At 59.9% G+C, this 23,214-nt stretch carries 26 protein-coding genes; 10 read left to right on the top strand and 16 right to left on the bottom strand.

Going from position 1 to position 23,214, the window contains the following annotated elements:
- Positions 1 to 28: 28 nt before the first annotated feature.
- Positions 29 to 700: a GntR family transcriptional regulator gene (locus tag FHX15_RS23475; protein ID WP_184400776.1), complete on the bottom strand. Its 672-nt coding sequence runs from the start codon at positions 698 to 700 to the stop codon at positions 29 to 31.
- A 159-nt stretch (positions 701 to 859) separates the two neighbouring features.
- Here FHX15_RS23475 and FHX15_RS23470 point away from each other — a divergent pair, with 159 nt between their 5' ends.
- The gene (locus FHX15_RS23470) at positions 860 to 1,549 is read left to right on the top strand and encodes an HAD family hydrolase (protein WP_184400775.1); all 690 of its coding nucleotides are present in this window, start codon (positions 860 to 862) and stop codon (positions 1,547 to 1,549) included.
- Positions 1,550 to 1,707: 158 nt separating this feature from the next.
- Here FHX15_RS23470 and FHX15_RS23465 read toward each other — a convergent pair whose 3' ends face one another.
- Positions 1,708 to 2,394, bottom strand: coding sequence for a hypothetical protein (locus tag FHX15_RS23465; protein WP_184400895.1), 687 nt, complete (start codon positions 2,392 to 2,394; stop codon positions 1,708 to 1,710).
- A 260-nt stretch (positions 2,395 to 2,654) separates the two neighbouring features.
- On the opposite strand from FHX15_RS23465, the gene thrC reads away from it, so the two are divergent.
- From thrC to FHX15_RS23440, 5 genes are all read left to right on the top strand, one after another.
- Positions 2,655 to 4,055, top strand: coding sequence for a threonine synthase (thrC, locus tag FHX15_RS23460; protein ID WP_184400774.1), 1,401 nt, complete (start codon positions 2,655 to 2,657; stop codon positions 4,053 to 4,055).
- Positions 4,056 to 4,082: 27 nt separating this feature from the next.
- A complete protein-coding gene (locus FHX15_RS23455; RefSeq protein ID WP_184400773.1) occupies positions 4,083 to 5,381 on the top strand; it encodes a pitrilysin family protein in 1,299 nt (432 codons plus the stop codon).
- Between the two features lie 30 nt (positions 5,382 to 5,411).
- On the top strand, positions 5,412 to 6,026 hold the full coding sequence (locus FHX15_RS23450; RefSeq protein ID WP_184400772.1) for a GNAT family N-acetyltransferase: 615 nt from the start codon (positions 5,412 to 5,414) through the stop codon (positions 6,024 to 6,026).
- A complete protein-coding gene (locus FHX15_RS23445; protein WP_184400771.1) occupies positions 6,023 to 8,935 on the top strand; it encodes a sensor domain-containing phosphodiesterase in 2,913 nt (970 codons plus the stop codon). Before FHX15_RS23450 ends, FHX15_RS23445 begins: the two co-directional genes overlap by 4 nt.
- A gap of 93 nt (positions 8,936 to 9,028) precedes the next feature.
- On the top strand, positions 9,029 to 9,337 hold the full coding sequence (locus tag FHX15_RS23440) for a Dabb family protein (RefSeq protein ID WP_184400770.1): 309 nt from the start codon (positions 9,029 to 9,031) through the stop codon (positions 9,335 to 9,337).
- A gap of 11 nt (positions 9,338 to 9,348) precedes the next feature.
- Here FHX15_RS23440 and FHX15_RS23435 read toward each other — a convergent pair whose 3' ends face one another.
- From FHX15_RS23435 to FHX15_RS23425, 3 genes are read right to left on the bottom strand one after another with little or no spacing between them, the layout of a single operon-like run.
- On the bottom strand, positions 9,349 to 10,248 hold the full coding sequence (locus tag FHX15_RS23435; RefSeq protein WP_184400769.1) for a metal ABC transporter solute-binding protein, Zn/Mn family: 900 nt from the start codon (positions 10,246 to 10,248) through the stop codon (positions 9,349 to 9,351).
- A 15-nt stretch (positions 10,249 to 10,263) separates the two neighbouring features.
- Positions 10,264 to 11,136: a metal ABC transporter permease gene (locus tag FHX15_RS23430; protein ID WP_184400768.1), complete on the bottom strand. Its 873-nt coding sequence runs from the start codon at positions 11,134 to 11,136 to the stop codon at positions 10,264 to 10,266.
- Positions 11,133 to 11,873: a metal ABC transporter ATP-binding protein gene (locus tag FHX15_RS23425; protein WP_184400767.1), complete on the bottom strand. Its 741-nt coding sequence runs from the start codon at positions 11,871 to 11,873 to the stop codon at positions 11,133 to 11,135. The genes FHX15_RS23430 and FHX15_RS23425 overlap by 4 nt, the downstream gene beginning before the upstream one ends.
- 237 nt (positions 11,874 to 12,110) lie before the next feature.
- Here FHX15_RS23425 and FHX15_RS23420 point away from each other — a divergent pair, with 237 nt between their 5' ends.
- Complete coding sequence (locus FHX15_RS23420; RefSeq protein WP_246779046.1) at positions 12,111 to 12,347, top strand: type II toxin-antitoxin system ParD family antitoxin; 237 nt, start codon at positions 12,111 to 12,113, stop codon at positions 12,345 to 12,347.
- A gap of 228 nt (positions 12,348 to 12,575) precedes the next feature.
- On the opposite strand, the gene FHX15_RS23415 is transcribed toward FHX15_RS23420, so the two are convergent.
- Together FHX15_RS23415 and FHX15_RS23410 are read right to left on the bottom strand one after the other, a co-directional pair.
- Positions 12,576 to 13,061, bottom strand: coding sequence for a peroxiredoxin (locus FHX15_RS23415; RefSeq protein ID WP_184400765.1), 486 nt, complete (start codon positions 13,059 to 13,061; stop codon positions 12,576 to 12,578).
- A 68-nt stretch (positions 13,062 to 13,129) separates the two neighbouring features.
- The gene (locus FHX15_RS23410; RefSeq protein WP_184400764.1) at positions 13,130 to 13,972 is read right to left on the bottom strand and encodes a protein-disulfide reductase DsbD domain-containing protein; all 843 of its coding nucleotides are present in this window, start codon (positions 13,970 to 13,972) and stop codon (positions 13,130 to 13,132) included.
- A gap of 141 nt (positions 13,973 to 14,113) precedes the next feature.
- Here FHX15_RS23410 and FHX15_RS23405 point away from each other — a divergent pair, with 141 nt between their 5' ends.
- Both FHX15_RS23405 and FHX15_RS23400 read left to right on the top strand, forming a co-directional pair.
- Entirely contained in the window at positions 14,114 to 14,719 is a 606-nt protein-coding gene (locus FHX15_RS23405) for a YqgE/AlgH family protein (RefSeq protein ID WP_184400763.1), read from the top strand.
- Positions 14,720 to 14,807: 88 nt separating this feature from the next.
- Positions 14,808 to 15,884: a putative zinc-binding metallopeptidase gene (locus tag FHX15_RS23400; RefSeq protein WP_184400762.1), complete on the top strand. Its 1,077-nt coding sequence runs from the start codon at positions 14,808 to 14,810 to the stop codon at positions 15,882 to 15,884.
- On the opposite strand, the gene rnhA is transcribed toward FHX15_RS23400, so the two are convergent.
- The 5 genes from rnhA to FHX15_RS23375 form a co-directional block, all read right to left on the bottom strand.
- Positions 15,885 to 16,337, bottom strand: coding sequence for a ribonuclease HI (gene rnhA, locus FHX15_RS23395; RefSeq protein ID WP_184400761.1), 453 nt, complete (start codon positions 16,335 to 16,337; stop codon positions 15,885 to 15,887).
- Complete coding sequence (locus tag FHX15_RS23390; RefSeq protein ID WP_184400760.1) at positions 16,334 to 17,299, bottom strand: homoserine kinase; 966 nt, start codon at positions 17,297 to 17,299, stop codon at positions 16,334 to 16,336. Before FHX15_RS23390 ends, rnhA begins: the two co-directional genes overlap by 4 nt.
- 66 nt (positions 17,300 to 17,365) lie before the next feature.
- On the bottom strand, positions 17,366 to 18,370 hold the full coding sequence (gene ispH / locus FHX15_RS23385; protein WP_184400759.1) for a 4-hydroxy-3-methylbut-2-enyl diphosphate reductase: 1,005 nt from the start codon (positions 18,368 to 18,370) through the stop codon (positions 17,366 to 17,368).
- 61 nt (positions 18,371 to 18,431) lie between these two features.
- Positions 18,432 to 19,181, bottom strand: a complete 750-nt coding sequence (locus tag FHX15_RS23380) for an SURF1 family protein (RefSeq protein ID WP_184400758.1) — start codon at positions 19,179 to 19,181, stop codon at positions 18,432 to 18,434.
- Positions 19,174 to 19,554: a DUF983 domain-containing protein gene (locus tag FHX15_RS23375; RefSeq protein WP_184400757.1), complete on the bottom strand. Its 381-nt coding sequence runs from the start codon at positions 19,552 to 19,554 to the stop codon at positions 19,174 to 19,176. Before FHX15_RS23375 ends, FHX15_RS23380 begins: the two co-directional genes overlap by 8 nt.
- Positions 19,555 to 19,778: 224 nt before the next feature.
- Between FHX15_RS23375 and FHX15_RS23370 the strand changes: the two genes are divergently transcribed.
- Positions 19,779 to 20,420 carry a chloramphenicol phosphotransferase CPT family protein gene (locus tag FHX15_RS23370; RefSeq protein WP_184400756.1) on the top strand — a complete coding sequence of 214 codons (642 nt, stop codon included), beginning with the start codon at positions 19,779 to 19,781 and terminating at the stop codon, positions 20,418 to 20,420.
- 88 nt (positions 20,421 to 20,508) lie between these two features.
- Here the strand turns inward: FHX15_RS23370 and FHX15_RS23365 are convergent, their stop codons facing one another.
- Genes FHX15_RS23365 through FHX15_RS23350 form a run of 4 tightly spaced genes read right to left on the bottom strand, consistent with a single transcriptional unit; the run spans position 20,509 to position 23,148 of the window.
- Entirely contained in the window at positions 20,509 to 21,387 is an 879-nt protein-coding gene (locus tag FHX15_RS23365; protein WP_184400755.1) for a cytochrome c oxidase subunit 3, read from the bottom strand.
- A 57-nt stretch (positions 21,388 to 21,444) separates the two neighbouring features.
- Complete coding sequence (locus FHX15_RS23360; RefSeq protein WP_184400754.1) at positions 21,445 to 22,050, bottom strand: cytochrome c oxidase assembly protein; 606 nt, start codon at positions 22,048 to 22,050, stop codon at positions 21,445 to 21,447.
- A gap of 4 nt (positions 22,051 to 22,054) precedes the next feature.
- Positions 22,055 to 22,192, bottom strand: coding sequence for a hypothetical protein (locus tag FHX15_RS23355; protein ID WP_165911858.1), 138 nt, complete (start codon positions 22,190 to 22,192; stop codon positions 22,055 to 22,057).
- The gene (locus FHX15_RS23350) at positions 22,192 to 23,148 is read right to left on the bottom strand and encodes a heme o synthase (protein WP_184400894.1); all 957 of its coding nucleotides are present in this window, start codon (positions 23,146 to 23,148) and stop codon (positions 22,192 to 22,194) included. The genes FHX15_RS23355 and FHX15_RS23350 overlap by 1 nt, the downstream gene beginning before the upstream one ends.
- Positions 23,149 to 23,214: the final 66 nt, after the last annotated feature.

Raw genomic sequence — 23,214 nt, 5'->3', positions numbered from 1 at the left:
CCAAAATTATCTATAATTTTTTGGAGGATCAGCCGACGATGGCAAAAGCTTCTCGTTCCAAGCCCTTTTGAGCGGGCTGCGGAGCGCGTCCGATCCACTGCACATGCTTCTGGAGGATGGCAGCCGCCTCCTCCGCCTTGCCTTGCCGAAGGGCGGCAAGGATGGCGCGGTGGTCGTGATCGGTGCGCTTTTCCCAGCCTGAACGCCAGGCGGAAAACAGGAAGCGGGCGCTTGCCGCATGCAGATCGTCGATCGAGGCGAGCAGGCGCGGCATAGCGCAAGGAGTGAGGATCAGGCGGTGGAAGCGGCGGTTTGCCTCCTCCCAGGCATGTACGTCGGCGGCCGCATCCCCTTCGCGCGTCGCCTCTTCCGCCGCATCAAGGATGGCGGGCGTCAGGTGGCGGCTGGCATGTTTCAAAGCGAGCACCTCGAGGGCGGCGCGCATTTCAGCCACTTCGCGCACTTCTGCAAGATCGAAGGAGGCAACGCGAACGCCGCGACGTGGCTCGCTGATCGCCAGCCCCTGCGCTTCAAGCCGGCGGAAGGCCTCGCGCACCGGCACATGGCTAGTCTCGAATTCCTCGGCGATATAGTCCTGACGAAGACGCGCACCGGGCGCAAGCTCGCCGTGGACGATGCGCTCTGCAAGCACGCGGGCGATGCGCGCGGCGATGGTATTGTCTTCAGGTTCCCTGCTCATTGCCATCCAGTAGCGAGACCTGCGGAGCTTGTCGAGGTGGGATGAAAGGAGCTCCCGGTAAAGCTGCCCGCACTGCGCATTCCAGCCATGTTCCGCTATCGGTTGAGCTTTTATCCGCCATCGTGTAAAGGCGCATTATCCTGAACAGGGCATGAGTATATGGACGGCTTCGACCTGATTATCTTCGACTGCGACGGCGTGCTGGTCGATTCCGAAATCATTGCGGCAGATGTCGAATCCAAGCTGCTGACGGAAGCAGGTTATCCCATCGGCATCGAGGAAATGAACGAGCGTTTCGCCGGCCTTACATGGCAGGACATTCTCTTTCAGATCGAACGGGAAGCCAACATTCCGCTCTCGGCGTCCCTCATCGATCAGTCGCAGAAGCTGCTCGACATTCGGCTCGAACAGGAAGTCCAGCCCATTCCCGGCGTCGAATTCGCTGTCAATCGGCTGTCGATGAAGCGCTGCATCTGCTCGAACTCCTCGAGCCAGCGCCTCGACATGATGCTGAGCAAGGTCGGCCTGAAGAAGCTGTTTGCGCCGAACATCTTCTCCGCCAAGGATCTCGGCCCGGACCGGGCCAAGCCTAAGCCGGATATCTACCTGCACGGCGCAAGCCAGATGGGCATCTCGCCTTCCAGGACGATCGTCGTCGAAGATTCCACCCATGGGGTCCATGCTGCGCGTGCTGCCGGCATGCGCGTAATCGGCTTCACTGGCGGCGCGCATACCTATCCCTCGCATGCAGATAAGCTCACGGATGCAGGCGCAGAGACGGTCATCTCACGTATGAACGATCTGCCGGGAGTGGTCGCGGCACTCGCCGAATGGGAAGGCGTGCTCTGAGCGGCAGCCTCGCTGCCTCCGGCCTCTCGCCGAAGTTCATCCCGAGCCCGCAGGTCCGCGAACTCTTTTCATATTATGGATAATCGTTTGCCGCGTGCCTGCATGCACCGCGCCGCTACTTCAGCGCATTAACTCTCGAGACGTTGCAAGCCGATTGCTCAGCTGCTCTTCTTCTTGGAATTCTTTGCGCTCTTGGCAGGCTGGGTGTCGAAGCCGACATTGACGCGGACCAGTGCGCCGGAGCCGACCGGCATCTTGACGCCTTCGTGACGGAAGATGACCTGCGTGCCTGGCGAGCCTGGGGGAATTTGCGTCGGGAAGTTGATGACTTCGGACGACAGTACATCCTGCCCATCCAGCACCGAGATGCGGATCGGCAGAGTGACCGGACCCGGGGTGCCGCCCGGACCGGCGACGAGGCGAAGTTGCGCCACGACGGTCATCGAAAGCGCCGTGTCATTCAGCGTGCACTGGCGGGTGTAATCGCCGAAAGAGGCCTGGAAAACGACTTGCTGCGGATCGCCGCTCTTAGCGCCCTTCGCATAGGTGCGGTAAATCGCATCCTGGTCACGCAGGAATATCTGCGGGCAAGCCCCCTGAACGACAGGGGCAACCTTGCCCTGAGCGGTGACACCGGTGCCGATCGGGGTTTGGCTGGACGAAGGATTGGCAGGCGCGACCGGCATGACCTGAGCATTGCCGTTCGGCTGAAGCGGAGCGGAACCACTGCTGGCAGAGGCCGCTTCAGGCTTGCTGTCGCCACCGATCCCGAGTGAATTGCAGCTGGCAAGGGCAGCCAAGAGCGATGCGGAAACGATGAGACGCGAGACCTTGCCAAGCACGATATTCCACCCTTTGCAAACGCTTTTCTTCTAGGTACTTGCGACTTGCGCGCAAGGCCTTTCATGACAGTTGGCGATGGTCTATATCAGCGGCGCAAAGAAAAATCGATTGGGTAAGCACCGTTTTGATGCACTTTTCGGCGCCGGATGCGGGCAACTTCAAAAGGATACCTGCGACCATGCCCCTGCAGCCCGGCAAGCTTCCTCTTTTCGGCGATGCGGCGGCTCGTTTTCGCACGAAAATTCTCAAGCCATAATCAAGGATGACGAACGTGGACTATATCTCGACCCGCGGCGAGGCCCCTTCCCTCGGCTTTTGCGACGCGCTTCTGACGGGGCTGGCGCGCGATGGCGGGCTCTACGTTCCCCGCAAATGGTCGAGTTTTTCCAAAAAGGAAATCCGGGCCTTGCGCGGCAAGACCTATCAAGAGATTGCTTTCACCATCCTCTCGCCCTTCACCAATGGCGAAATTCCGGATGAGACCTTCCGGACGATGATCGATGAAGCCTACGGCACGTTCCGCCATCCGGCGATCGCGCCGCTGGTGCAGACAGGCCCGAATAGCTTCGTCATGGAGCTCTTCCACGGCACGACGCTCGCCTTCAAGGACGTGGCGATGCAGCTTCTCGCCCGGCTAATGGATTATGCACTGGAAAAGCGTGGTGAGCGGGCCACCATCGTCGGCGCCACGTCGGGCGATACGGGTGGTGCGGCGATCGATGCTTTCGGCGGCCGCGAGCGCACTGATATCTTCATCCTCTTCCCGCACGGCAAGGTTTCACCGGTGCAGCAGCGGCAAATGACGACGTCGACGGCCGGCAACGTGCATGCGCTCGCCGTCGAGGGCAATTTCGACGATTGCCAGAACCTCGTCAAAGCCATGTTCAACGATGCCGTCTTCCGCGACCGGGTGAAGCTTTCGGGTGTCAATTCGATCAACTGGGCACGCATCATGGCCCAGATCGTCTATTACTTCACGACGGCGATCGCACTCGGCGGGCCGGACCGGAAGATCTCGTTTACGGTGCCAACGGGCAATTTCGGCGATATATTTGCCGGCTATTGCGCCAAGCGCATGGGCCTGCCGATCGACAAGCTCGTCATCGCCACCAATGAAAACGATATCCTAACGCGAATGCTGAAGACCGGCCGCTACGACATGAAATCGGTGAAGGCCACGACCTCTCCATCAATGGATATCCAGATTTCCTCCAACTTTGAACGGCTGCTGTTCGAAGCCTATGACCGCGACGCTTCCAAGGTGCGCGCCGCCATGGAAAGCCTCAAGCAATCCAATGGTTTCGAAATCGCGCCGGAAGCGCTGAAATTCATCAGAAAGGACTTCCGCGCCGGCCGTGCCAGCGAGCGCCAGGTGGCCGAAACGATCCGCAAGACCTATGCGGAAACCGGCTATCTGCTCGACCCGCATACGGCAATCGGCGTCTTCGTCGCCACCAAGCGGGAAAAGCCGAATACACCAATGGTGACGCTTGCGACCGCCCATCCGGCAAAATTCCCCGCAGCCGTAAAATCCGCCTCCGGTATTGACCCGGCGCTTCCGACGTGGCTTGCTGATCTGATGCACAGGGAGGAGCGCTTCCAGATCATCGAGCCCGAACTTAAAGCGGTTGAAACCTTTATCGGCAAGCACGCCCGCAGCTAGATGACGGCAGGCGCAGAAAGATAGCACATGACAGTTGAGTGCACCCGGCTCAAATCCGGGCTGACAGTAGTCACACAGACCATGCCGCACCTTGAAAGCGTTGCGCTTGGAGTCTGGATCAAATCAGGTTCGCGAAACGAAACGGAAGACGAGCACGGCATCGCTCACCTGCTCGAACACATGGCCTTCAAGGGCACGGCACGTCGTTCCGCGCGGCAGATTGCCGAGGAAATCGAGGATGTCGGCGGCGAGGTGAACGCTGCGACCTCCACCGAGACGACCTCTTATTATGCCCGCGTTTTGAAGGATCACGTACCGCTCGCCGTCGATATCCTCGCCGATATCTTGACGGAATCCGCCTTCGAGGAGGAAGAGCTGGAGCGCGAGAAACAAGTCATCCTTCAAGAGATAAACGCAGCCAACGACACGCCCGACGATGTCGTCTTCGACCGTTTTTCGGAAGTCGCCTATCGCGGCCAGACGCTCGGCCGGCCGATCCTCGGCACGCCCGATACCGTCGTTTCCTTCACGCCGCAGCAGATCCGCACCTATCTCGGCCGCAACTATACGACCGATCGGATGTTCGTCGTGGCAACCGGCGCCGTCGAGCATGATGAATTCTTGCGCATGGTCGAAGACCGTTTCGCGAGCCTGCCGACGGAGCCCAATGCGCCGCCGGTCATGGAGGCTGCACGTTATATCGGCGGCAATGTGCGCGAGCCACGCGACCTCATGGACGCGCAGATCCTGCTCGGCTTCGAGGGGAAGGCCTATCATGCCCGCGATTTCTATTGCTCGCAGATCCTCGCCAATATCCTTGGCGGCGGTATGTCCTCCCGCCTCTTCCAGGAAGTGCGCGAGTTCCGCGGCCTCTGTTACTCCGTCTATGCCTTCCACTGGGGCTTTTCCGATACGGGCATCTTCGGCATCCATGCCGCGACCGGCGGCGAGAATCTGCCGGAACTGGTGCCCGTCATCATCGACGAGCTGCACAAGTCGGCAGACAGCATCCACCAGAAGGAAATCGAGCGTGCCCGCGCCCAGATCCGCGCCCAGCTTCTCATGGGCCAGGAAAGCCCCGCCGCCCGCGCCGGCCAGATCGCCCGGCAGATGATGCTTTACGGCCGTCCGATCTCCAATCCGGAGATGATGGAGCGGCTGGAAGGCATTACCATCGAGCGCCTGACCGATCTTGCCGCCCGCCTCTTCTACGATACCGTTCCGACGCTTTCGGCGATCGGCCCGCTCGAACAACTTGCCCCGATGGAAGACATCACCGCCTCGCTCTCGGTTTCGGCGCCGAAGACGATGCAGGCAAGCCGCTGACCGGCACATACGGTGCGCCGGAGGGTATCGATGCCAAAATCGGTTTTTCGGTTCCTGTCGCGACAGCCTGAAGCGGTCGAACTCGAGAACGACAGATATGTCCTGCGCCTGCCGCGCTATCAGGATTTCAACCAGTGGCACCGGCTTCGCGCCGACAGCCGCCGCTTTCTGGAACCCTGGGAGCCGACGTGGCGGCGCGACGAACTGACGGAAGGCTCATTTCGCGCCCGCGTCATCCGCGGTAAGCAGGAATACGCCTCAGGACAGGCAATCCCGCTCTTCATCTTCCTGAAGAAGGATATGACGCTCGTCGGCGGCATTACGATCGGCTATATCCGCCGGGGCGCCGCACAAAGCTGCATGATCGGCTACTGGATGGGCGAGCGTTATGCCGGTCAGGGACATATGTTTGCCGCACTTCAATTGGTTATTCCCTATATCTTCACAGGGCTCGAGTTGCACCGTATCGAAGCAGCCTGTATTCCAGACAACGCACGGAGCATTCGCCTGCTTGAGAAAGCCGGGTTTCAGCGGGAAGGCTATCTGCGCGGATATTTGAAGATCAACGGTCAGTGGCATGATCACGTGATGTTTTCACGTCTGGCCACGGACGCGGATACAGGCAGGAAACCCAACAGCCGATGAATAAAAACCGCATGCTGCTGGCGTCGCCATCCGGACGAGTGATCGCGATGATCGCAGCCCTTCTCCTGTCGGTATTCGCCTTTGCGGCGGGTACCGTGCGGGCGGCCGAACCGGTTAAAATTTCCCGCGACGATACCGCGCTGGACCTGACTGCCACCACCGAAATCTACGCCAATCAGGGGGAGGCCTTTCAGGTTTCGACCGCAGCCGGCGCAGATGGTATCCGACGACGTATTGAAGTGCGCGCAAGCTCAGAAAACCATCAGGGTGATTGGGCGGTCTTTGCACTCGCCAACGTTTCGGAAGAGCAGCTCGAGCGGGTCATCGTCGCGCCGCACTTCCGCCTCGTCAATTCCAAACTGTTCTGGCCCGATCTCGGCTCGCAGCGCATCATCGCGATTACGCCGAGTGAAGGTTTTGCGCTCGACCGTCAGCCGAGCGACGAAGCGGACGTCTTCCGCATCACGCTGAACCCCGGCGCGGTCATTACCTTCGTTGCTGAGCTTGCCACACCCGATCTGCCGCAGATCTATCTGTGGGAGCCGGATGCCTATAAGGACACGATCAACGCCTTCACGCTCTATCGCGGCATCGTGCTCGGTATTGCCGGCCTGCTGGCGGTCTTCCTGACGATCCTCTTCGTCGTCAAGGGAACCTCGATGCTACCGGCAACGGCGGCGCTGGCCTGGGCGGTGCTCGGCTACATCTGCGTCGACTTCGGCTTCCTTGGGAAGCTGATCAGCGTCGCCTCCGCGGATCAACGAATATGGCGCGCCTGTGCGGAGGTGGCGCTCGCCTCCAGTTTCGTGATCTTCCTGTTTACCTATCTCAATCTCAACCGATGGCATGTGCATCTCGGTTATGCCACGCTCGCCTGGGTGCTGGGGCTTGCGCTGCTGTTCGGTGTGGCGATCTACGATCCCTCGATCGCAGCCGGCATTGCGCGGCTGTCTTTTGCGCTGACGGCGGCGATCGGCCTGCTGCTCATCATCTATCTCGGCTTCAATCGCTACGACCGCGCCATCCTGCTGGTGCCTGCCTGGGCGCTGACGCTCGTCTGGCTGTTCGGCGCGTGGCTGACGATTACCGGCCGGCTCGACAATGATATCATCCAGCCTGCACTCGGCGGCGGCCTCGTCCTTATCGTGTTGCTGATCGGCTTTACCGTCATGCAGCATGCCTTTGCGGGCGGCGCCTTCCAGCAGGGGCTGTTCTCCGATCTGGAGCGCCAGTCATTGGCGCTGACGGGCTCCGGCGACATGGTCTGGGACTGGGATGTCGCGCGCGACCGCGTCGTCACCATTCCCGATGTTTCCGTGAAACTCGGGCTTTCGCCGGGCACGATGCACGGCGCGGCGCGCAACTGGCTGCCGAGGCTGCACCCCGACGACCGCGACCGTTTCCGCGCCACGCTCGACGTGCTCTTGGAACATCGCCGCGGGCGGCTGAATCACGAGTTCCGCATCCGCGCCGAAGACGGCCATTTCCACTGGCTGCTGATCCGCGCCCGGCCTGTCCTCGGCTCGAATGGCGAGATCATCCGCTGTGTCGGCACGATCGTCGACGTGACCGAGCAGAAGAATTCGGTCGAGCGGCTGCTGCAGGATGCGCTGCACGACAATCTGACGGGCCTGCCGAACCGGCAGGTGTTCATCGATCGCCTGCAGTCCGTGCTGACGCTGGCGCCGGTCGGCGAGACGCTGCGCCCGACCGTCATGGTGATCGACATCGACCGCTATAAGCTGGTCAACGATTCCCTTGGTGTCGCAGCCGGCGACAATATCCTCATCGCGCTCACCCGCCGTCTGCGCCGCCTCCTGAAACCGCAGGATACGCTGGCGCGCCTTTCCGGCGACCAGTTCGGCCTCATCCTCGTTTCCGAACACGATCCGGCCAAGGTTGCCGATTTCGCCGATGCAATGAGCAAGGCGATCATGGTGCCGATCAACTTCTCCAACCGGGAAATCATCCTGACCGCCTCCATCGGCCTCACCTCCTGGGTCGACCGGCAGGAGAGTGCGTCGGGTCTGCTCAGCGACGCCGAGCTTGCCATGTACCGAGCCAAGCGCGCTGGCGGCAATCGTGTGGAGCCCTTCCAGCCGGCTTTCCGCGATTTCGGCACCGATCGCCTGCAGCTCGAATCGGATCTGCGCCGGGCCATCGAGCGCAAGGAGCTTTCGATGGTCTACCAGCCGATCGCACGGCTGGAGGATGTCGAGATCGCAGGTTTCGAGGCGTTGATGCGCTGGGAGCATCCGAAGCGCGGCAACATTCCGCCGTCGGAATTCATCCCGATCGCCGAAGCGTCCGATATCATCAGCACACTTGGCATCTTCGCACTGGAACAGGCGACCAACGATTTGATGGCCTGGCAGAATCAGACGGGCGAACTGCCGATCTTCGTTTCCATCAACCTCTCCAGCGTGCAGCTTCTGAACAATGAGCTTTACGACGACGTTCGATCGGTGCTGGCAAAGACCCATTGCGATCCATCCAGGCTGAAGCTGGAACTGACGGAATCCATGGTGATGGAAAATCCGGAACAGGCTCGTCTCGTGCTGCAGAAGCTGAAGGAAGCCGGCCTTGGACTCGCGCTCGACGATTTTGGCACCGGCTATTCCTCGCTCGCCTATCTCACCCGCTTCCCCTTCGACACGATCAAGCTCGACAAGGCACTGGTCCGCGACGACAGCGACAAGAAGGCCACCATACTAAGATCGGTCATATCCATGGCCCGCGAGCTGGAGATGAAAGTGGTCGCCGAGGGTATCGGATCCAACGAGGACGCGATCGAGCTTGCCAAAATGGGTTGCAGCTATGGTCAGAGCTATCTCTTCGGTCCGCCGATGCCGTCGGAATCGGTGCTGCGGCTGCTGAGGGAACGATTTCCGCTGACGAAGCGGGCCTGATCTTTGCCTGTGAATAGGGAGGAGGCGGTTTGCTGCCTTGCTCTCCCCGCCGCGATAGCTATTCTGCCCGAAAACACAACCGGGAGGCACCTTATGATCCTGCACTGCGTATTCATGCGGCTGAAGAGCGCTATGACACCTGACGATAAGCAGGCATTGTTCGACGCGATCGTGGCACTGAAGCGGGTGGTCCCGGGAATTCTTGACATTAAGTACGGGCCGAATGTTTCGCCCGAGGGGTTACATGGCGGTTTCGTCGACGGATTTGTCGTGACCTTCGAGGGCCCCGAGGCCCGGGATAGCTATCTCGTACATCCCGAACATGTAACCGTCGGTGAGCGCATCGTCTCGTCGACGGATGGAGGCCTGGCCGGCCTCCTGGTTTTCGATCTGGTTATCTGAAGCCCTATCTATCAGCTCGATTTCGCCATGGCGGCGGAGAGCTGTTCGACATTGTAGTGGAACATCTTCTCATAGGTCGGTGCCGGGCCTTTCGCGTCCGACAGCGACTCGACGTAGAGCTCGCCGCCCGGCTCAGCGCCGGTTGCCGTGGCGACCTGCTTGACGAGGCGAGGATCGTTGGAGTTCTCGAAGAAGTAAGTCTTCACATGTTCCCGCTTGATCTGCTCGATTAGCTTAGAAACGCCGGCGGCGGAGGCTTCGCTTTCTGTCGAGAGGCCAAGCGGGGCCAGGAAGCTCACATTGTATTCGCGGCCGAAATAGCCGAAGGCATCGTGGCTGGTCAGCACCTTGCGGCGGTCAGCCGCGATCTTGTCGAATTTGGAATGCGCATAGGCGTCCAGTTCGTCCAGCTTCTTTGTATATTTTTCGGCATTGGCCTTGTAGGCGGCGGCATCGGCCGGATCGGCGTCCGACAGCGCCTTCTCGATATTGGCGACCCAGACCTTCACGTTGACAGGGCTATTCCAGACATGCGGATCTGTGACGATCTTGCCATCCTCTTCCATTGTGCGGGTGTTGATGCCCTCTGACACGGTGACCGGCTTGCCCTTGTAGCCGGAGGCGGTGATCAGGCGATCCATCCAGCCTTCCAGCCCCTCGCCGCTGACGAAGGTGACTTTTGCGGCGTTCAGCGCCTTGGCGTCGGCCGGCGACGGTTCGAATTCATGCGGATCGCCGTTCGACCCGACGAGGCTCGTGACTTTGACGTGGTCGCCGCCGACCTGGCGGACGACATCGGCAAGCACGGTGAAGGAAGCGACGACTTTCAGCGTTTCAGCCGAAGCCGGTACGGCCGAAAGCGTCATCAGCACGGGCAAGGCGGCGGAGAGAAGCAATCTGCTAGACATCATTGGTGTCTCCTGTAATCAGCCCTTCAGATGTGGGCGGGGGAAAAGACGCCGGGCAAGGCCCGACGGCGCGAAGAAGATCGAGAGGCCATAGAGCAGCGCCACCGTCATGATGATCGTCGGGCCAGAGGCAAGTTCGAGGTGATAGGAGGCGATGAGGCCGAGATAGCCGGAGACCGCCGCACTTGTCGCCGCGACAACCATCATGACAGGCAGGCTGCGGGACCAGAGTTGGGCGACCGCTGCCGGCAGCATCATCAGGCCGACAGCCATCAGCGTGCCGAGCGCCTGAAAGCTCGCGACTAGGTTTAGCACCACCAACAGCAGGAAGAGGAAATGATAGATTGGCCCGCGCCCGCCTACGGCACGCAGAAAGCCCGGATCAAAGCATTCGGCGACCAGCGGCCGATAGATGATCGCCAGCGCCAGCAGGGTGACCGAGGTGATGGCGCCGATCTGCGTCAATGCCGGCGCATCGATCGCGAGGATCGTGCCGAAGAGCACGTGCAGAAGATCGATGTTGGAACCGCGCAGCGAGACGATGAGTACCCCGAGCGCCAGCGAGGCGAGATAGAAGCTCGCAAAGCTCGCATCCTCCTGCAGCACAGTCATGCGGCTGACGACACCCGACAGCAGCGCGACGGAAAGACCGGCGACGAGGCCGCCAATGCCCATGGCCGTCAGTGACAGCGAGCCGGCGACGAGATAACCGACCGCCGCACCGGGCAGCACAGCATGGCTCATGGCGTCTCCCATGAGGCTCATGCGGCGCAGCATGAGGAAGACGCCGATCGGACCGGAGCCCAGCCCGAGGCACAGGCAGGCGACGAGCGCGCGGCGCATGAAGCCGTAATCGGCGAAGGGGGCGAAGAAAATATCGTAGATCGTCATGCCGCGGGCTCGCAGGCTTCGGCATCCTCATCCCACCGTTCCGCCATGGCGCGGGCCTGTAGAAGATTGGCTGACGACATGACCTCCTGCGTCGGCCCCCAGCCGATCAGCCGGCGGGCGAGCAGCAGGGTCTGCGGGAAATGCGCCCTCACCTGTTCGAAATCATGCAGCACGGCAATCACCGTGCGACCATCAGCATGCCAGCGGGCGACGATGTCGAGCAGGTCCCTTGTTGTTCGGGCGTCGATCGCAGTAAAGGGTTCGTCGAGCAGGATGATGGGAGCGTCCTGCAGCAGTAGGCGGGCGAAGAGCACACGCTGAAACTGGCCGGCTGACAGCGAACCGATATGGCGCTTTTCGAAACCCTCCAGCCCAACGGTGGCGAGTGCGGCACCCGCCCGCGCAGCGTCTTGCTTTGCGATGCGGCCAAAAGCGCCCGCCCAGCGCCATCTTCCGAGCAGCACGGTATCCAGCACCGAGATCGGAAAACGCCTGTTGATGTCAGCCGCCTGTGGCAGATAGGCGAAATCCGTGCGCTGCAGCCGGTGCTCCATCCGCCCCTCCGCTGGACGCAGTTCCCTCATGATCGCTTTCAGCAGCGTGGATTTTCCGGCGCCATTCGGCCCGGCAATTGCTGTCAGGCTGCCGGGCTGAAACGTGCCTGAGAGATGATGAACCGCTGGATGACGATCATAGGAGACCGTTAGATTGTCGAGGCGAATGGCCGACGCGCTCATGGCAGCAGGACCGCCCAATGGATCGCGAACCAGAGAAGCAAGACGATAATGGTTGCACCGCAGGCGCGCAGGACTGCCGATTGCCCGAGGAGACTGCTGGCGAAACGTTTTGAGTTGGGCAAGTTTATTCCCTTCATACGTAATAACATTACGGTTATGTTATAACAAATACGGCAAGAATGAGGCAGAAGAAACCTTGACGCAATGCTAATTATTGCGCGTTTTTCGTTATCGAGATTGAACGGAGACGATTGCTATGAACGTGTCGAGCAGGCCGTCAAGGATGGCCGATATGGTTCGGCAAGCGAAGTGGTACGCGAAGGATTGCGACTGGTGGAGGAGCGGGAGGCGAAGCTTAATGCGTTGCGCCGTGAAATCGCTGAAGCAATCGTACTCGGCGGGGAGATAACTGAAGAGGAGCTACAGGCATCGCTGGACGAGGTAGAGGCCGAATTGGCAAAGGAAGGCCATTGATATGCCGCAACTTCGCTTTCTCCCGGGCACATCGGACGACTGCGCCCGGAACTCGGCGACGACATCCGTAGCTTTGCCTACAAAAACTATGTCATCATATTCCGCTCTGTCGGCAATGACTTCGAGGTCGTTAAGATATTCGAAGGCCATCGCGATATCGACGCGTGTCTCAACATTCCGCATTGAAAGGCGCCCGCTGGCCTTTTGATCGACTGATACGCTTCAGCCTCAGAGCTGTTCGAGCATCGCAGCAGCACCGGAAACTGTTGCCTGGCCGGGAGATTCCTCGACATTGAGCGACTTCACCACACCGTCTTCAACCAGCATGGAATAGCGCTTCGAGCGGACCCCAAGACCGCCGGCGGAAAGATCAGCCTCAAGGCCGACCGCCTTGGTAAAGCTCGCATCCCAGTCGGCGAGGTAGTGAATCTTGCCGAGGCCGCCTGACGATTGCGCCCAGGCGCCCATGACATGCCAGTCGTTGACGGCGAGAACGGCGATATCGTCGACGCCCTTGGCGAGGATGGCGTCGCGGTTTTCCAGGTAGCCCGGTAAATGATTCAGCGAACAGGTGGGCGTGAAGGCACCTGGTACGGCGAAGAGCACGACGCGTCTGCCGGCAAAGAGCTGCTCGGTGCTGGTTTCGACCGGACCGTCGCCGGTCTTTTCCTTGAAGGTGGCGGCAGGAAGCTTGTCACCGATCGCGATGGTCATGGATTTCCTCCTCGGTTCTGGCTGGCCGCGGCAGCGCCGCGTGGGGATCGAGGGACTATAAGATGCGATCAATCAAAGGCAAGTGTGGTTTCCATCGCCCGCGCACCATCGATGATCAGCACGCCCCACTGCTTGCCGTGAATGTCATAATCCTTCGGCAGCTTGCCGATGGCGATATCGGTGGCATAGGCCTTGCCGCCGCGGGCAGTGTTCACTTGTCTGCTAAAAGCATAACCATTCGGGCCGGTGACGATGATATCAGGTGTCTCGCTCCGCTCTTCCGGCAGCATGACCTTCAACGAAAGCTGCTTCAGGTCGGGTGACATGGCGTGCGCCACGATCTCGAAATCGGCAGACGGCGCTTCGGGAAGGCGGGCAGTTGCAGCCTGCAGGATCGCTTCTTCCTGCGGCCGCGACTGGGCGACTGCCCCGATTTTCAGCGAGAACTGCGCCTGAAAAGGGATGCAGATATCCTTGCAGATGCCGACGAAGGCTGTGGCGTCTAATATAAACGATCCAGTCTTCGAGGTCCTCAGCGACAATGGCAGTGTCACTGGCGCGTCATAAGCGATATCATCGACCTTGTTGCCATCGGTAATGTGCCTGGGGACGGGATAGGAAATCGCATCGAGCGTCACGCCACTCTGCGGTGCAATGGTGATCTGCGGTGGGATGCCGTTATTGCCCGGTTCACGCCAGTAGGTGATCCAGCCGGGCTTCGGCTCGATCTGTAGGCCGGCGCGCATGTGGCCATTACCATCAGGCGGCAGCGCCACGAGGCGCATTCGGCCGCCTTCGTTCTCTGCCCAATCACTGATCTCAGCATGGGCCGAATGAAATAGGCCGACTATGGGCATAGCCGAAATGACTATGATTAATACGGCTCGCTGGAGCAATGAAATAAGTCTCATGGAACAAAGGTTTACCGAAACATGCCAATTGCCGCCAGAAGTCCTGTCCATTTAAATCTTCATTTTCGGTTGATTGATTTGTGACATTGGCCCATGTTTCTCTTGTCGGGGCCTTTGTGCAGTCTGGCGGCAGGAGGAACCATGTCCTTAGCAACGCTGAAGAACAGACGGGAACGCGGATTTTTCGACGGTCAGTTCCTGATCGCCATGCCCGGCATGGAGGATCGCAATTTCTCGCGCACGGTGATCTATATCTGCGCTCATTCGGATGCCGGCGCCATGGGCTTCGTCATCAACCGCCCGCAAAGCCTCACCTTCACCGATGTGCTGCTGCATCTCGACATGATCAAGCAGGATGATTCCATCGTATTGCCGAAGGACGCGCGAGAATTCCCGATCCAGACGGGCGGGCCTGTGGAAAGCGGCCGCGGCTTCGTGCTGCATTCCGACGACTATGTCAGCGACTCCTCCATTCCCGTCAGCGACGATATCTGCCTGACAGCGACACTCGATATCGTGCGGGCCATTTCGAAAGGCGGCGGCCCTAAGCGGGCAACCATGCTGCTCGGCTATTCCTCCTGGGGCGCGGGCCAGCTCGAAAACGAGGTGGCTGCCAATGGCTGGCTCAATTGCGCGGCCAATGAAGAGCTGATCTTCGATCGCTGCCTCGACGACAAGTATGAGCGGGCGCTGGCAAGCATGGGTGTGACACCGGCCATGCTCTCGGCCGAAGCCGGCCACGCCTGATTGTATCCTTCCGGAACGAAACCCGTTCATTAGCGTTTCCCCGGCAGTGCCTGCGGCGCTCAATGCGGTGGGCATTTAGGGGGCTGCCATGAGGTTGTTTGCCTGCGACAATTGCGGTCACGTCATCCATTTCGACAACAGGCAATGCGTGCGCTGCAACCATCGCCTCGGCTTCTTTGCCGGTGATCTTTCGATGCATGCCCTGGAATCGCGCGACGAAGCGAACTTGCAGCTCGTTTCCGATCCGACGCGCCTAGTGCGGTTCTGCGCCAATGCCGGCCTCGATATATGCAACTGGCTGGTCGATGACGGCAACGATTTCTGCATCGCCTGTCGACATAACCGGCTGGTGCCAAATACCGGCACGCAAGATGGCATCGACCGCTGGCGGCGGATCAGCCAAGCCCAGCGTCACCTTTTCTATTCGCTGTTGCGCTTGAACCTGCCGCATCCCAACCGACAGCAAGACCCGCAGGGCGGCCTCGTCTTCGATTTTCTCGAAGACGCCGTGCAGAGCAACGGCGAAGTCGTGCCGGCCATGACCGGCCATGAGGAAGGGTTGATCGCCATCCGTGCGGCCGAGGCGGACGACGTGACCCGCGAGCAGGCACGCACGGCGATGGACGAGCCTTACCGCACCCTGCTTGGACATTTCCGTCACGAGACCGGACATTTCATCTGGAACAGGCTGGTACGCGACCGCAATGGGTTCGATGCATTCCGCATCGTCTTTGGCGACGAGCGGGAGGACTATGGAGCGGCATTGCAGAACCACTATGCCAACGGACCCGCTCCCGGCTGGCAGGAAAGTTTCATCAGCGCCTATGCCTCCGTCCATCCCTGGGAAGATTTTGCGGAATGTTTCGCGCATTACCTGCACATCGTCGATACGTTGGAAACGGCACGCAGTTTCGGCATGGCGATCGATCCGCGCGGGCATGAAGAGATTGCGGCGGAAGTGGATTTCGATCCCTACCGGGCGCGGAGCGCCGAACAGCTCGTCAGCGCCTGGGTGCCGCTCAGCCTGGCGATCAACGCGATCCAGCGCAGCATGGGACAGCCGGATTCCTATCCCTTCGTGCTGTCTCCGCCTGTTGTGGCGAAGCTGGAATATCTGCACCAGCTGATACGGAATGCCGCCGGCGAGCAACGGCAGGCGGCCTGATCAGCTCGCCTTCCTGCTTTTCTTGAACGGCTCCATCCCCTTGCGGGCCAGTTCATCGGCACGCTCGTTCTCGGGGTGGCCAGCATGGCCTTTGACCCAGTGGAGCGTCACCTTATGCCTGTTGCGAGCCTCCTCCAGTGCCTGCCAGAGTTCGGCGTTCTTCACCGGCTTGTTGTCCGATGTCCTCCAGCCATTCTTCTTCCAGCCGAAGATCCACTTGGAAATCCCGTCTTTCACATAGGCGCTGTCGGTGTAGAGATCGACCTCACAAGGCTCTTTCAACGCACTGAGCGCAGAAATGGCGGCCAGAAGCTCCATGCGGTTGTTGGTGGTTTCAGCCTCGCCACCGGAGAGCTCCTTTTCCACCTCACCATAACGCAGCACGGCGCCCCAGCCGCCAGGGCCGGGATTGCCGGAACACGCACCATCCGTGAAGATATCGATATGCTTCATCGGCTCAGCCCGTATTCGGCCGGCGAGGAAATCTGACGGTGGAAGCGCAGCTTGCGCAGATATTCGAGAGGGTCCTTCTTGGTAACCATCGCGCCGTCGGGGGTCGTCAGCCAGTCGTAGAGACGGGTCAGAAAGAAACGCAGAGCCGAGCCGCGCGACAGAACCGGCAGGGCCGCGATCTCGGCATCGCTCAGCGATCGCACGCTCTGGTATCCTTCCAGCATCTGCATGCCTTTGGTGATGTTATAGGCTCCATCCTTCTCGAAGCACCAGGCATTGAGGCAGATCGAGACATCGTAGGCGAGGAGATCATTGCAGGCGAAGTAGAAATCAATGAGGCCCGAGAGCTCGTCGCCGAGGAAGAAGACGTTATCGGGGAAAAGATCGGCGTGGATGACGCCAGCGGGCAAATCCTTCGGCCAATGGGCGCTGAGGAAATCAAGTTCGCTGCGGATTTCGTTCTGCAGGCCGGGCTCGACCTCGTCGGCGCGAGCCTCGGACTTCTCCCAGAGTGTCTGCCAGCCGTCTAGCGACAAGGCGTTCGGCCGCCTCAGCGCAAAACCTTCTCCAGCGATATGCATATGCGCCAGTGTCTTGCCGACTTCGCGGCAATGCTTCGCTTCCGGCTTTCGCAGCCACATGCCTTCGAGGAAGGAGATCAGTGCAGCCGGACGGCCCGACAGCGTGCCGAGCAGAGCGCCGTCCTTGCGCGGCAGCGGCAGCGGGCAGGACAGGCCGCCGGCCGACAGATGCTGCATCAGGCCGAGAAAAAACGGTAGATCGCTCTTTTCCACCCGCTTCTCGTAAAGCGTCAGGATAAGCGGCGCCTTGGATGTGTGCAGCAGGAAATTGGAGTTCTCCACGCCTTCGGCGATGCCCTTGTAGGATAGCAGCGTGCCGGCATCATATTCGGTGAGAAACCATCTCAAATCGTCTTCGGCGATATCGGTATAAACTGCCAAGGTAGGTTTCTCACTCAAGAAGCGGTGTCATTGGATGGGCAGGACAGGGAGGGCAGCCGCCCTCACCTATTCTCCGTTCACGAATGCCATGTCAGCCGTCGTCAATTCAAGGCTGCGCAGTTCGCGGTTGACGAGGAAGTGCTCGTTTTCCTGCACGGTTTCGGCAAGCTCGACACGGGCATCGAAGCGGGCGCGGAAGGCCTCGATGATCTCGTTGACGATCACTTCGGGGGCGGAAGCACCGGCGGACAGGCCGAGGGTGGCAATCGGGCCGATCTCATCCCAGTCGAGTTCGGAAGCGCGCTGCACGAGGATCGACTTCTTCGCCCCTGCTCTCAGCGCCACTTCGACGAGCCGCTTGGAATTGGACGAATTCGGCGCGCCGACAATGATAAAGAGATCGCAGCCGGGAGCTGCTTCCTTCACAACTTCCTGGCGGTTGGTCGTGGCATAGCAGATGGAATCGGCGGCCGGTGCGTGCAGATTGGGAAAGCGCTCTTCCAGCCGTTTGATGACGCTTGCGGTATCGTCGACCGAGAGCGTCGTCTGGGTGACATAGCCGAGATTATCGGGATCGCCAGTCTCATAAGCATCGACGTCCTCGACAGTCTCGACCAGAGAAACAGCACCCTCCGGCAGTTGGCCCATTGTACCGATCACTTCCGGATGGCCGGCATGACCGATCAGGATCACATGCCGGCCGAGGCGATTGTGACGCATTGCCTGCTTGTGAACCTTGGAGACCAGCGGACAGGTAGCGTCGAGGTAGAAAAGGTTGCGGGCATTCGCATCTTCGGGGACTGATTTCGGCACGCCATGGGCGGAAAAGACGACCGGCTGGGCGCGGTGTTCGGCCGGAATCTCGTCGAGCTCTTCGACGAAGACGGCGCCCTTCGCTTCCAACCCTTCCACGACATAGCGGTTATGGACAATTTCGTGGCGGACATAAACGGGGGCGCCATAGGCCTTCAGCGCCAGCACGACGATCTGGATTGCCCGATCGACGCCGGCACAGAAGCCGCGCGGACCGCAGAGCCTGATCACCAACGGAGGTTTTGCCGCAATATTCATAACATATCCAGGTTAAGCTTCAGGGACCTCTAACCCAATATGGAACGGAATTGAAGCGATACTATTGCGTGGCACCCTTGTGCCGGAACCAGGAAACAGCGACGACAGCAACCAGCACCACCGCCAGCCCATACCAGGTGAAGGCATATTGCAGATGGTCGTTCGGCAGATCGACCTGGGTCACGCCGCCGATCGGAAGGCCCGCCGGGTTGGGGGTGGAATCGGCATCTACGAAGAAGGGCACGACATCAGCCTTGTCGAGATCGACGCTCGAGGCCATGACATCAAGATCCTTCCAGTAGAAGATATTCTTCGCCACGTCATTATCGGGCACCAGCCAGGAAGGTTTGGCCGGAAGTCTGGCGCGTGCAAGGCCGATCACCGTCTGCTCGCCGGTCAACTGGCCCTGCATGCGCATTTCCGGCTCCTTGTTCTCATAGGGAACAAAGCCTCTGTTGACGAAGAGGTAGCGCCCGTCCGGAAGCTGCAGCGGCGTGTAGATGTAATAGCCGGTCTGGCCGCGCCAGGTGGCGAAGAAGTGGCGCTCCTTGTTGTTGACGTATGTGCCCGTGGCCGCGACTGTGCGGTATTCGATATCACGGCCCTGCGCCGCCATGGCCTCGATATCTGCAAGTGGGACCGGAGCTGCGGCGCGACGCTCGGCAATATCGGCGAGCAGACCTTCCTTCCAGTGAAGACGCTCCACCTGCCAGGTGCCGAGCGATATCAGGATGGCAAGCGCGAAGAGAACGGCAATGCCGGTAAAAACCGGCAGCTTGCGCCGGCGCGACGGGCTTTCGATCTCAGTCACTCAGGCGTCCCTCGCGGGCATTGTGGCGATATTGCATGGCGATGAGGATGCCCTTGCACCAGCGCAGCGCAAGCAGGGACAGAATGATCGTCAGCGGACCGAAGAGCAGGATATGGACCCAGATCGGCGGGGCATAATTAATCTGCAGCCAGAGAACCGAACCAATGACGATGAAGCCGACGATGAGGATGACGAAGACGGCGGGGCCATCGCCTGCATCGGCGAAGGAATAATCCAGCCCGCAGGCGGCGCAGTTCGGTTTCAGGCCGAGCACGCCATCGAAGAGTTGCCCATGACCGCAGCGCGGGCAGCATCCCTTGATGCCGGTCTTGACCGGATCGACCGGCGGAAATTGTGCGCTATCTTCATTCATGCCGATCTCCATGCAGCCGGCTTTTCGTCGTCTGCCTTAACTCTCCCATAAAGTATTCGCATCCCGAATGGAAATGCCTGCGCGGTTTCGCCCGCCGCATAATTCCTCAAATCGGAATCGATTTAGGGAATTATGCAGCAATTCAAAGTGTTACAGCGTCCTTTGCTCGTCTGGAAAGACGAGCGGCGCTGTAATGATTCGCGCCAAACAGAAGAAGAAGACTGATGACCAACGACAGCCATGCCGGACAGATCATTATCCTCAACGGCGCACCGCGAAGCGGCAAATCCAGCATTGTGCGCGCAATCCAGGAAGAATTCGAGGGGCCGTGGATCAACCTCGGCGTCGACAACTACAATGCCATGACGCCGAAGCGCTATCTACCCGGCATCGGATTGAGGCCCGGCGGAGAACGGCCGGATCTCGAAGAACTCGTGCCGTTTCTCTATGCGGCGCTTTATGAATCGATCGCGATCCATGCCGGATTAGGCCTCAATGTCATCGCCGATCTCGGTCATCACGACAGTTATTCGCAGCCACTCGGCATCCTCGGCGATTGTGCCCGGCGGCTGGAGGGCTTTCCCGTGTTATTCGTCGGCGTACGCTGCCCGATCGAGACGATCATGCAGCGCCGCGAGATCACGCAGGAAGGCCGCGAGACCCTTTACCTGCGCGCCAGTGAAGAGACACCTGTGCCGGAAGCGGTGCAGCGCTGGCAGGACGAGGTACATCGTCCGGGTCTCTACGACATGGAGGTCGATACGTCCGTCCTGACCGCGCTCGAATGCACCGAGGCGATCCGCCACCAGCTCGACTTCGGAATTCCCGATCCTTCGGCTTTCGAGAGACTGGCCAGCCAGCGGTAAGACAGAGCGAGTCTCAAGACAAAAAGGCGGGACAAAGAAAAAAGCGGGGCCGATGGCACCCGCCTTTTTGATTTCTATCCGAGCTCGTTCAGCCTGCTGCGACCGGAGCGCCCCAGCCACCCCAGACGTAGATGCAGAAGAACAGGAACAGCCAGACGACGTCGACGAAGTGCCAGTACCAGGCAGCCGCTTCGAAGCCAAAGTGCTGCTTCGGCGTGAAGTCTCCGCGCAGCGCACGCAGCAGGCAGACCAGCAGGAAGATGGTACCGACCAGAACGTGGAAACCGTGGAAGCCCGTGGCCATGAAGAAGGTCGCGCCGTAGATCGAGTTGCGGAACTCGAACGGAGCATGCGCATATTCATAGGCCTGGACGGAAGAGAAGAGCACGCCGAGCAGAACCGTCAGCGTCAGGCCCTGAATGAGACCCTTGCGATCATTGTGCAGCAGGGCGTGATGAGCCCAGGTCACCGTCGTGCCGGAGAGCAGCAGGATGACGGTGTTGTAGATCGGCAGATGCCAGGGATCGAGAACCTCGATGCCCTTCGGCGGCCAGACGCCGCCGGTATAGGCAAGCCGCGAAGCCTGGATTGCTTCGTGCGGAAACAGGCTGGCATCGAAATAGGCCCAGAACCAGGCGACGAAGAACATCACTTCCGAAGCGATGAACATGATCATGCCATAGCGCAGGTGCAGGGACACGACGCGCGTGTGGGCGCCCTCATGGGCTTCCTTCACGGTGTCCGACCACCAGCCGTACATGACGTAGAAAACGACAGCGAGGCCGATGAAGAAGACCCACGGCTGGGCCCACTCGACGCCGAGAACATGCAGCGAGCCGCCGTTCAAGAAGCGCATATAGCCGACGCCGCCGAAGGCCATCAGGAAAGCGCCGAGCGAGGCCAGGATCGGCCACGGGCTCGGAGCTATGATGTGATAGTCGTGATTCTTCTGATGAGCATCGGCCATGTCAGATCCCCGGTGTCTTCCTTCTCAGCTTCCGGCACCGCCGGAAACACTCCTCAATCAAAGTTTCTTTTCAACCTGTACCGTCTTATCCTCATTCGAAGCCAGCGGCTTCGGACCCTCTTTGGGATAGAACGTGTATGACAGCGTGACCGTGTGAATGCTTTTCGATTCAGCGGCCTTGGTAATTTCCGGATCAATATAGAACACGACCGGCATTTCAAGTTTTTCGCCTGGCTTCAGATCCGTTTCATTAAAGCAGAAACATTGCACCTTATTGAAATAGGCGCCCGCCTCGCCCGGCGTCACATTGAAGATCGCCTGGCCGCGCTGGGTTTCGTTGGATCGGTTCTCAGCGATGAAATTGACCTGGATGGTCTCGCCGATCTTCGGATTGACCTCGCGCTCGACTGGCTTGAATTCCCACTGCAGACCCGGAGCGACATTGGCATCGAAAGTCACCCGCATCGTGCGGTCGAGAATGACGCTCGAAACCTGTTCGACACGCTTCGTCGTGCCATTATAGCCGGTCACCTGGCAGAAGATGCGATAAAGGGGTACGGCAGCATAGCTTGCTGCGCCCATGCCGACGACAAAGCTCACGCACATGAAGACGACAGCGGCGTTGTTGCGCGGTCTCTTCGGTGCGTTGACGGCATCCCTCATTCGATCAGCCCCCATGTGCCAGGAACTTGACGATGGTGATCGCGTAAAAAAGGATCACCAGACCGGCGAGTGCCAGACCGAGGGCGATATTGCGATTGCGGCGCGACTTGCGCTGCGCTTCGGTAAGCTTGACCAGCTCCATCAGAACGAGCCTCCTGCATACGAGACCAGCATGGCTACCAGCCGGTCGAGCATCAGCGCGGAAAACACGGCGAAGAGATAGAAGATGGAGAAGCCGAAAAGCTTCTTCGCCGGGATCATCTTGAGATCGCCGTCGGGCATGCGCCAGACGGCGATGGAACAGTATATGAAGACTGCGCCGAGCGCTGCGGCAACCACGCCGTAAGCGACGCTGGCGAAGCCAAGGAAGGTCGGCAGGACGGCGCAGACAGCCGTGAGCACGGCATAGGCAACAATCTGATGCTTGGTGGCGCGTTCACCGGAAACATTCGGCAGCATCGGCACGCCGACCGCCTCGTAGTCCCGCATCTTGAAAAGGGCGAGCGCCCAGAAATGCGCCGGCGTCCAGAGGAAGATGATGAGAAAGAGGACCGTGCTTTCGATCGTAACCGAATTGGTCACGCAGGCCCAGCCAATCACCGGCGGAAAAGCGCCGGCCGCGCCGCCGATAACGATATTCTGCGGTGTCGAACGCTTCAGCCACATCGTGTAAATGACGGCATAGAAGAAAATGGTGAAGGCGAGGATGAAGGCCGACAGCCAATTGACCGCCAGACCGAGGATCATCACCGAGAAGCAGGAAAGCACAAGGCCGAAGGCCAGTGCTTCCTTGGGCATGATGCGGCCGGCCGGGATCGGGCGCTTGGCGGTGCGGCTCATGACGGCGTCGATATCGGCGTCATACCACATGTTCAGCGCACCGGACGCGCCTGCGCCGACAGCGATGCAAAGGATGGCAATCAGGCCAAGGATCGGATTGATGTGGCCCGGCGCGAGCACGAGGCCGGCAAAGGCCGTGAAGACGACGAGCGACATGACACGCGGCTTCAGAAGCTCGAAATAATCGCGCGCGCTAGCTTCCGACAAGCGAAAATCCCCGTCGTTTGCAAGAGCCTCGTGATTGTCGATTACCGTCATCATTCCGTCCTGGCTAACTCAATTACCAGACGCCGCAGAGGCCTGCGACGTCCGCAAGTCCGGCAT

The organism is Rhizobium sp. BK650 (genome assembly GCF_014195325.1).
GTDB lineage: Bacteria > Pseudomonadota > Alphaproteobacteria > Rhizobiales > Rhizobiaceae > Rhizobium.
This window is presented reverse-complemented; position numbering and strand designations above follow the sequence as displayed.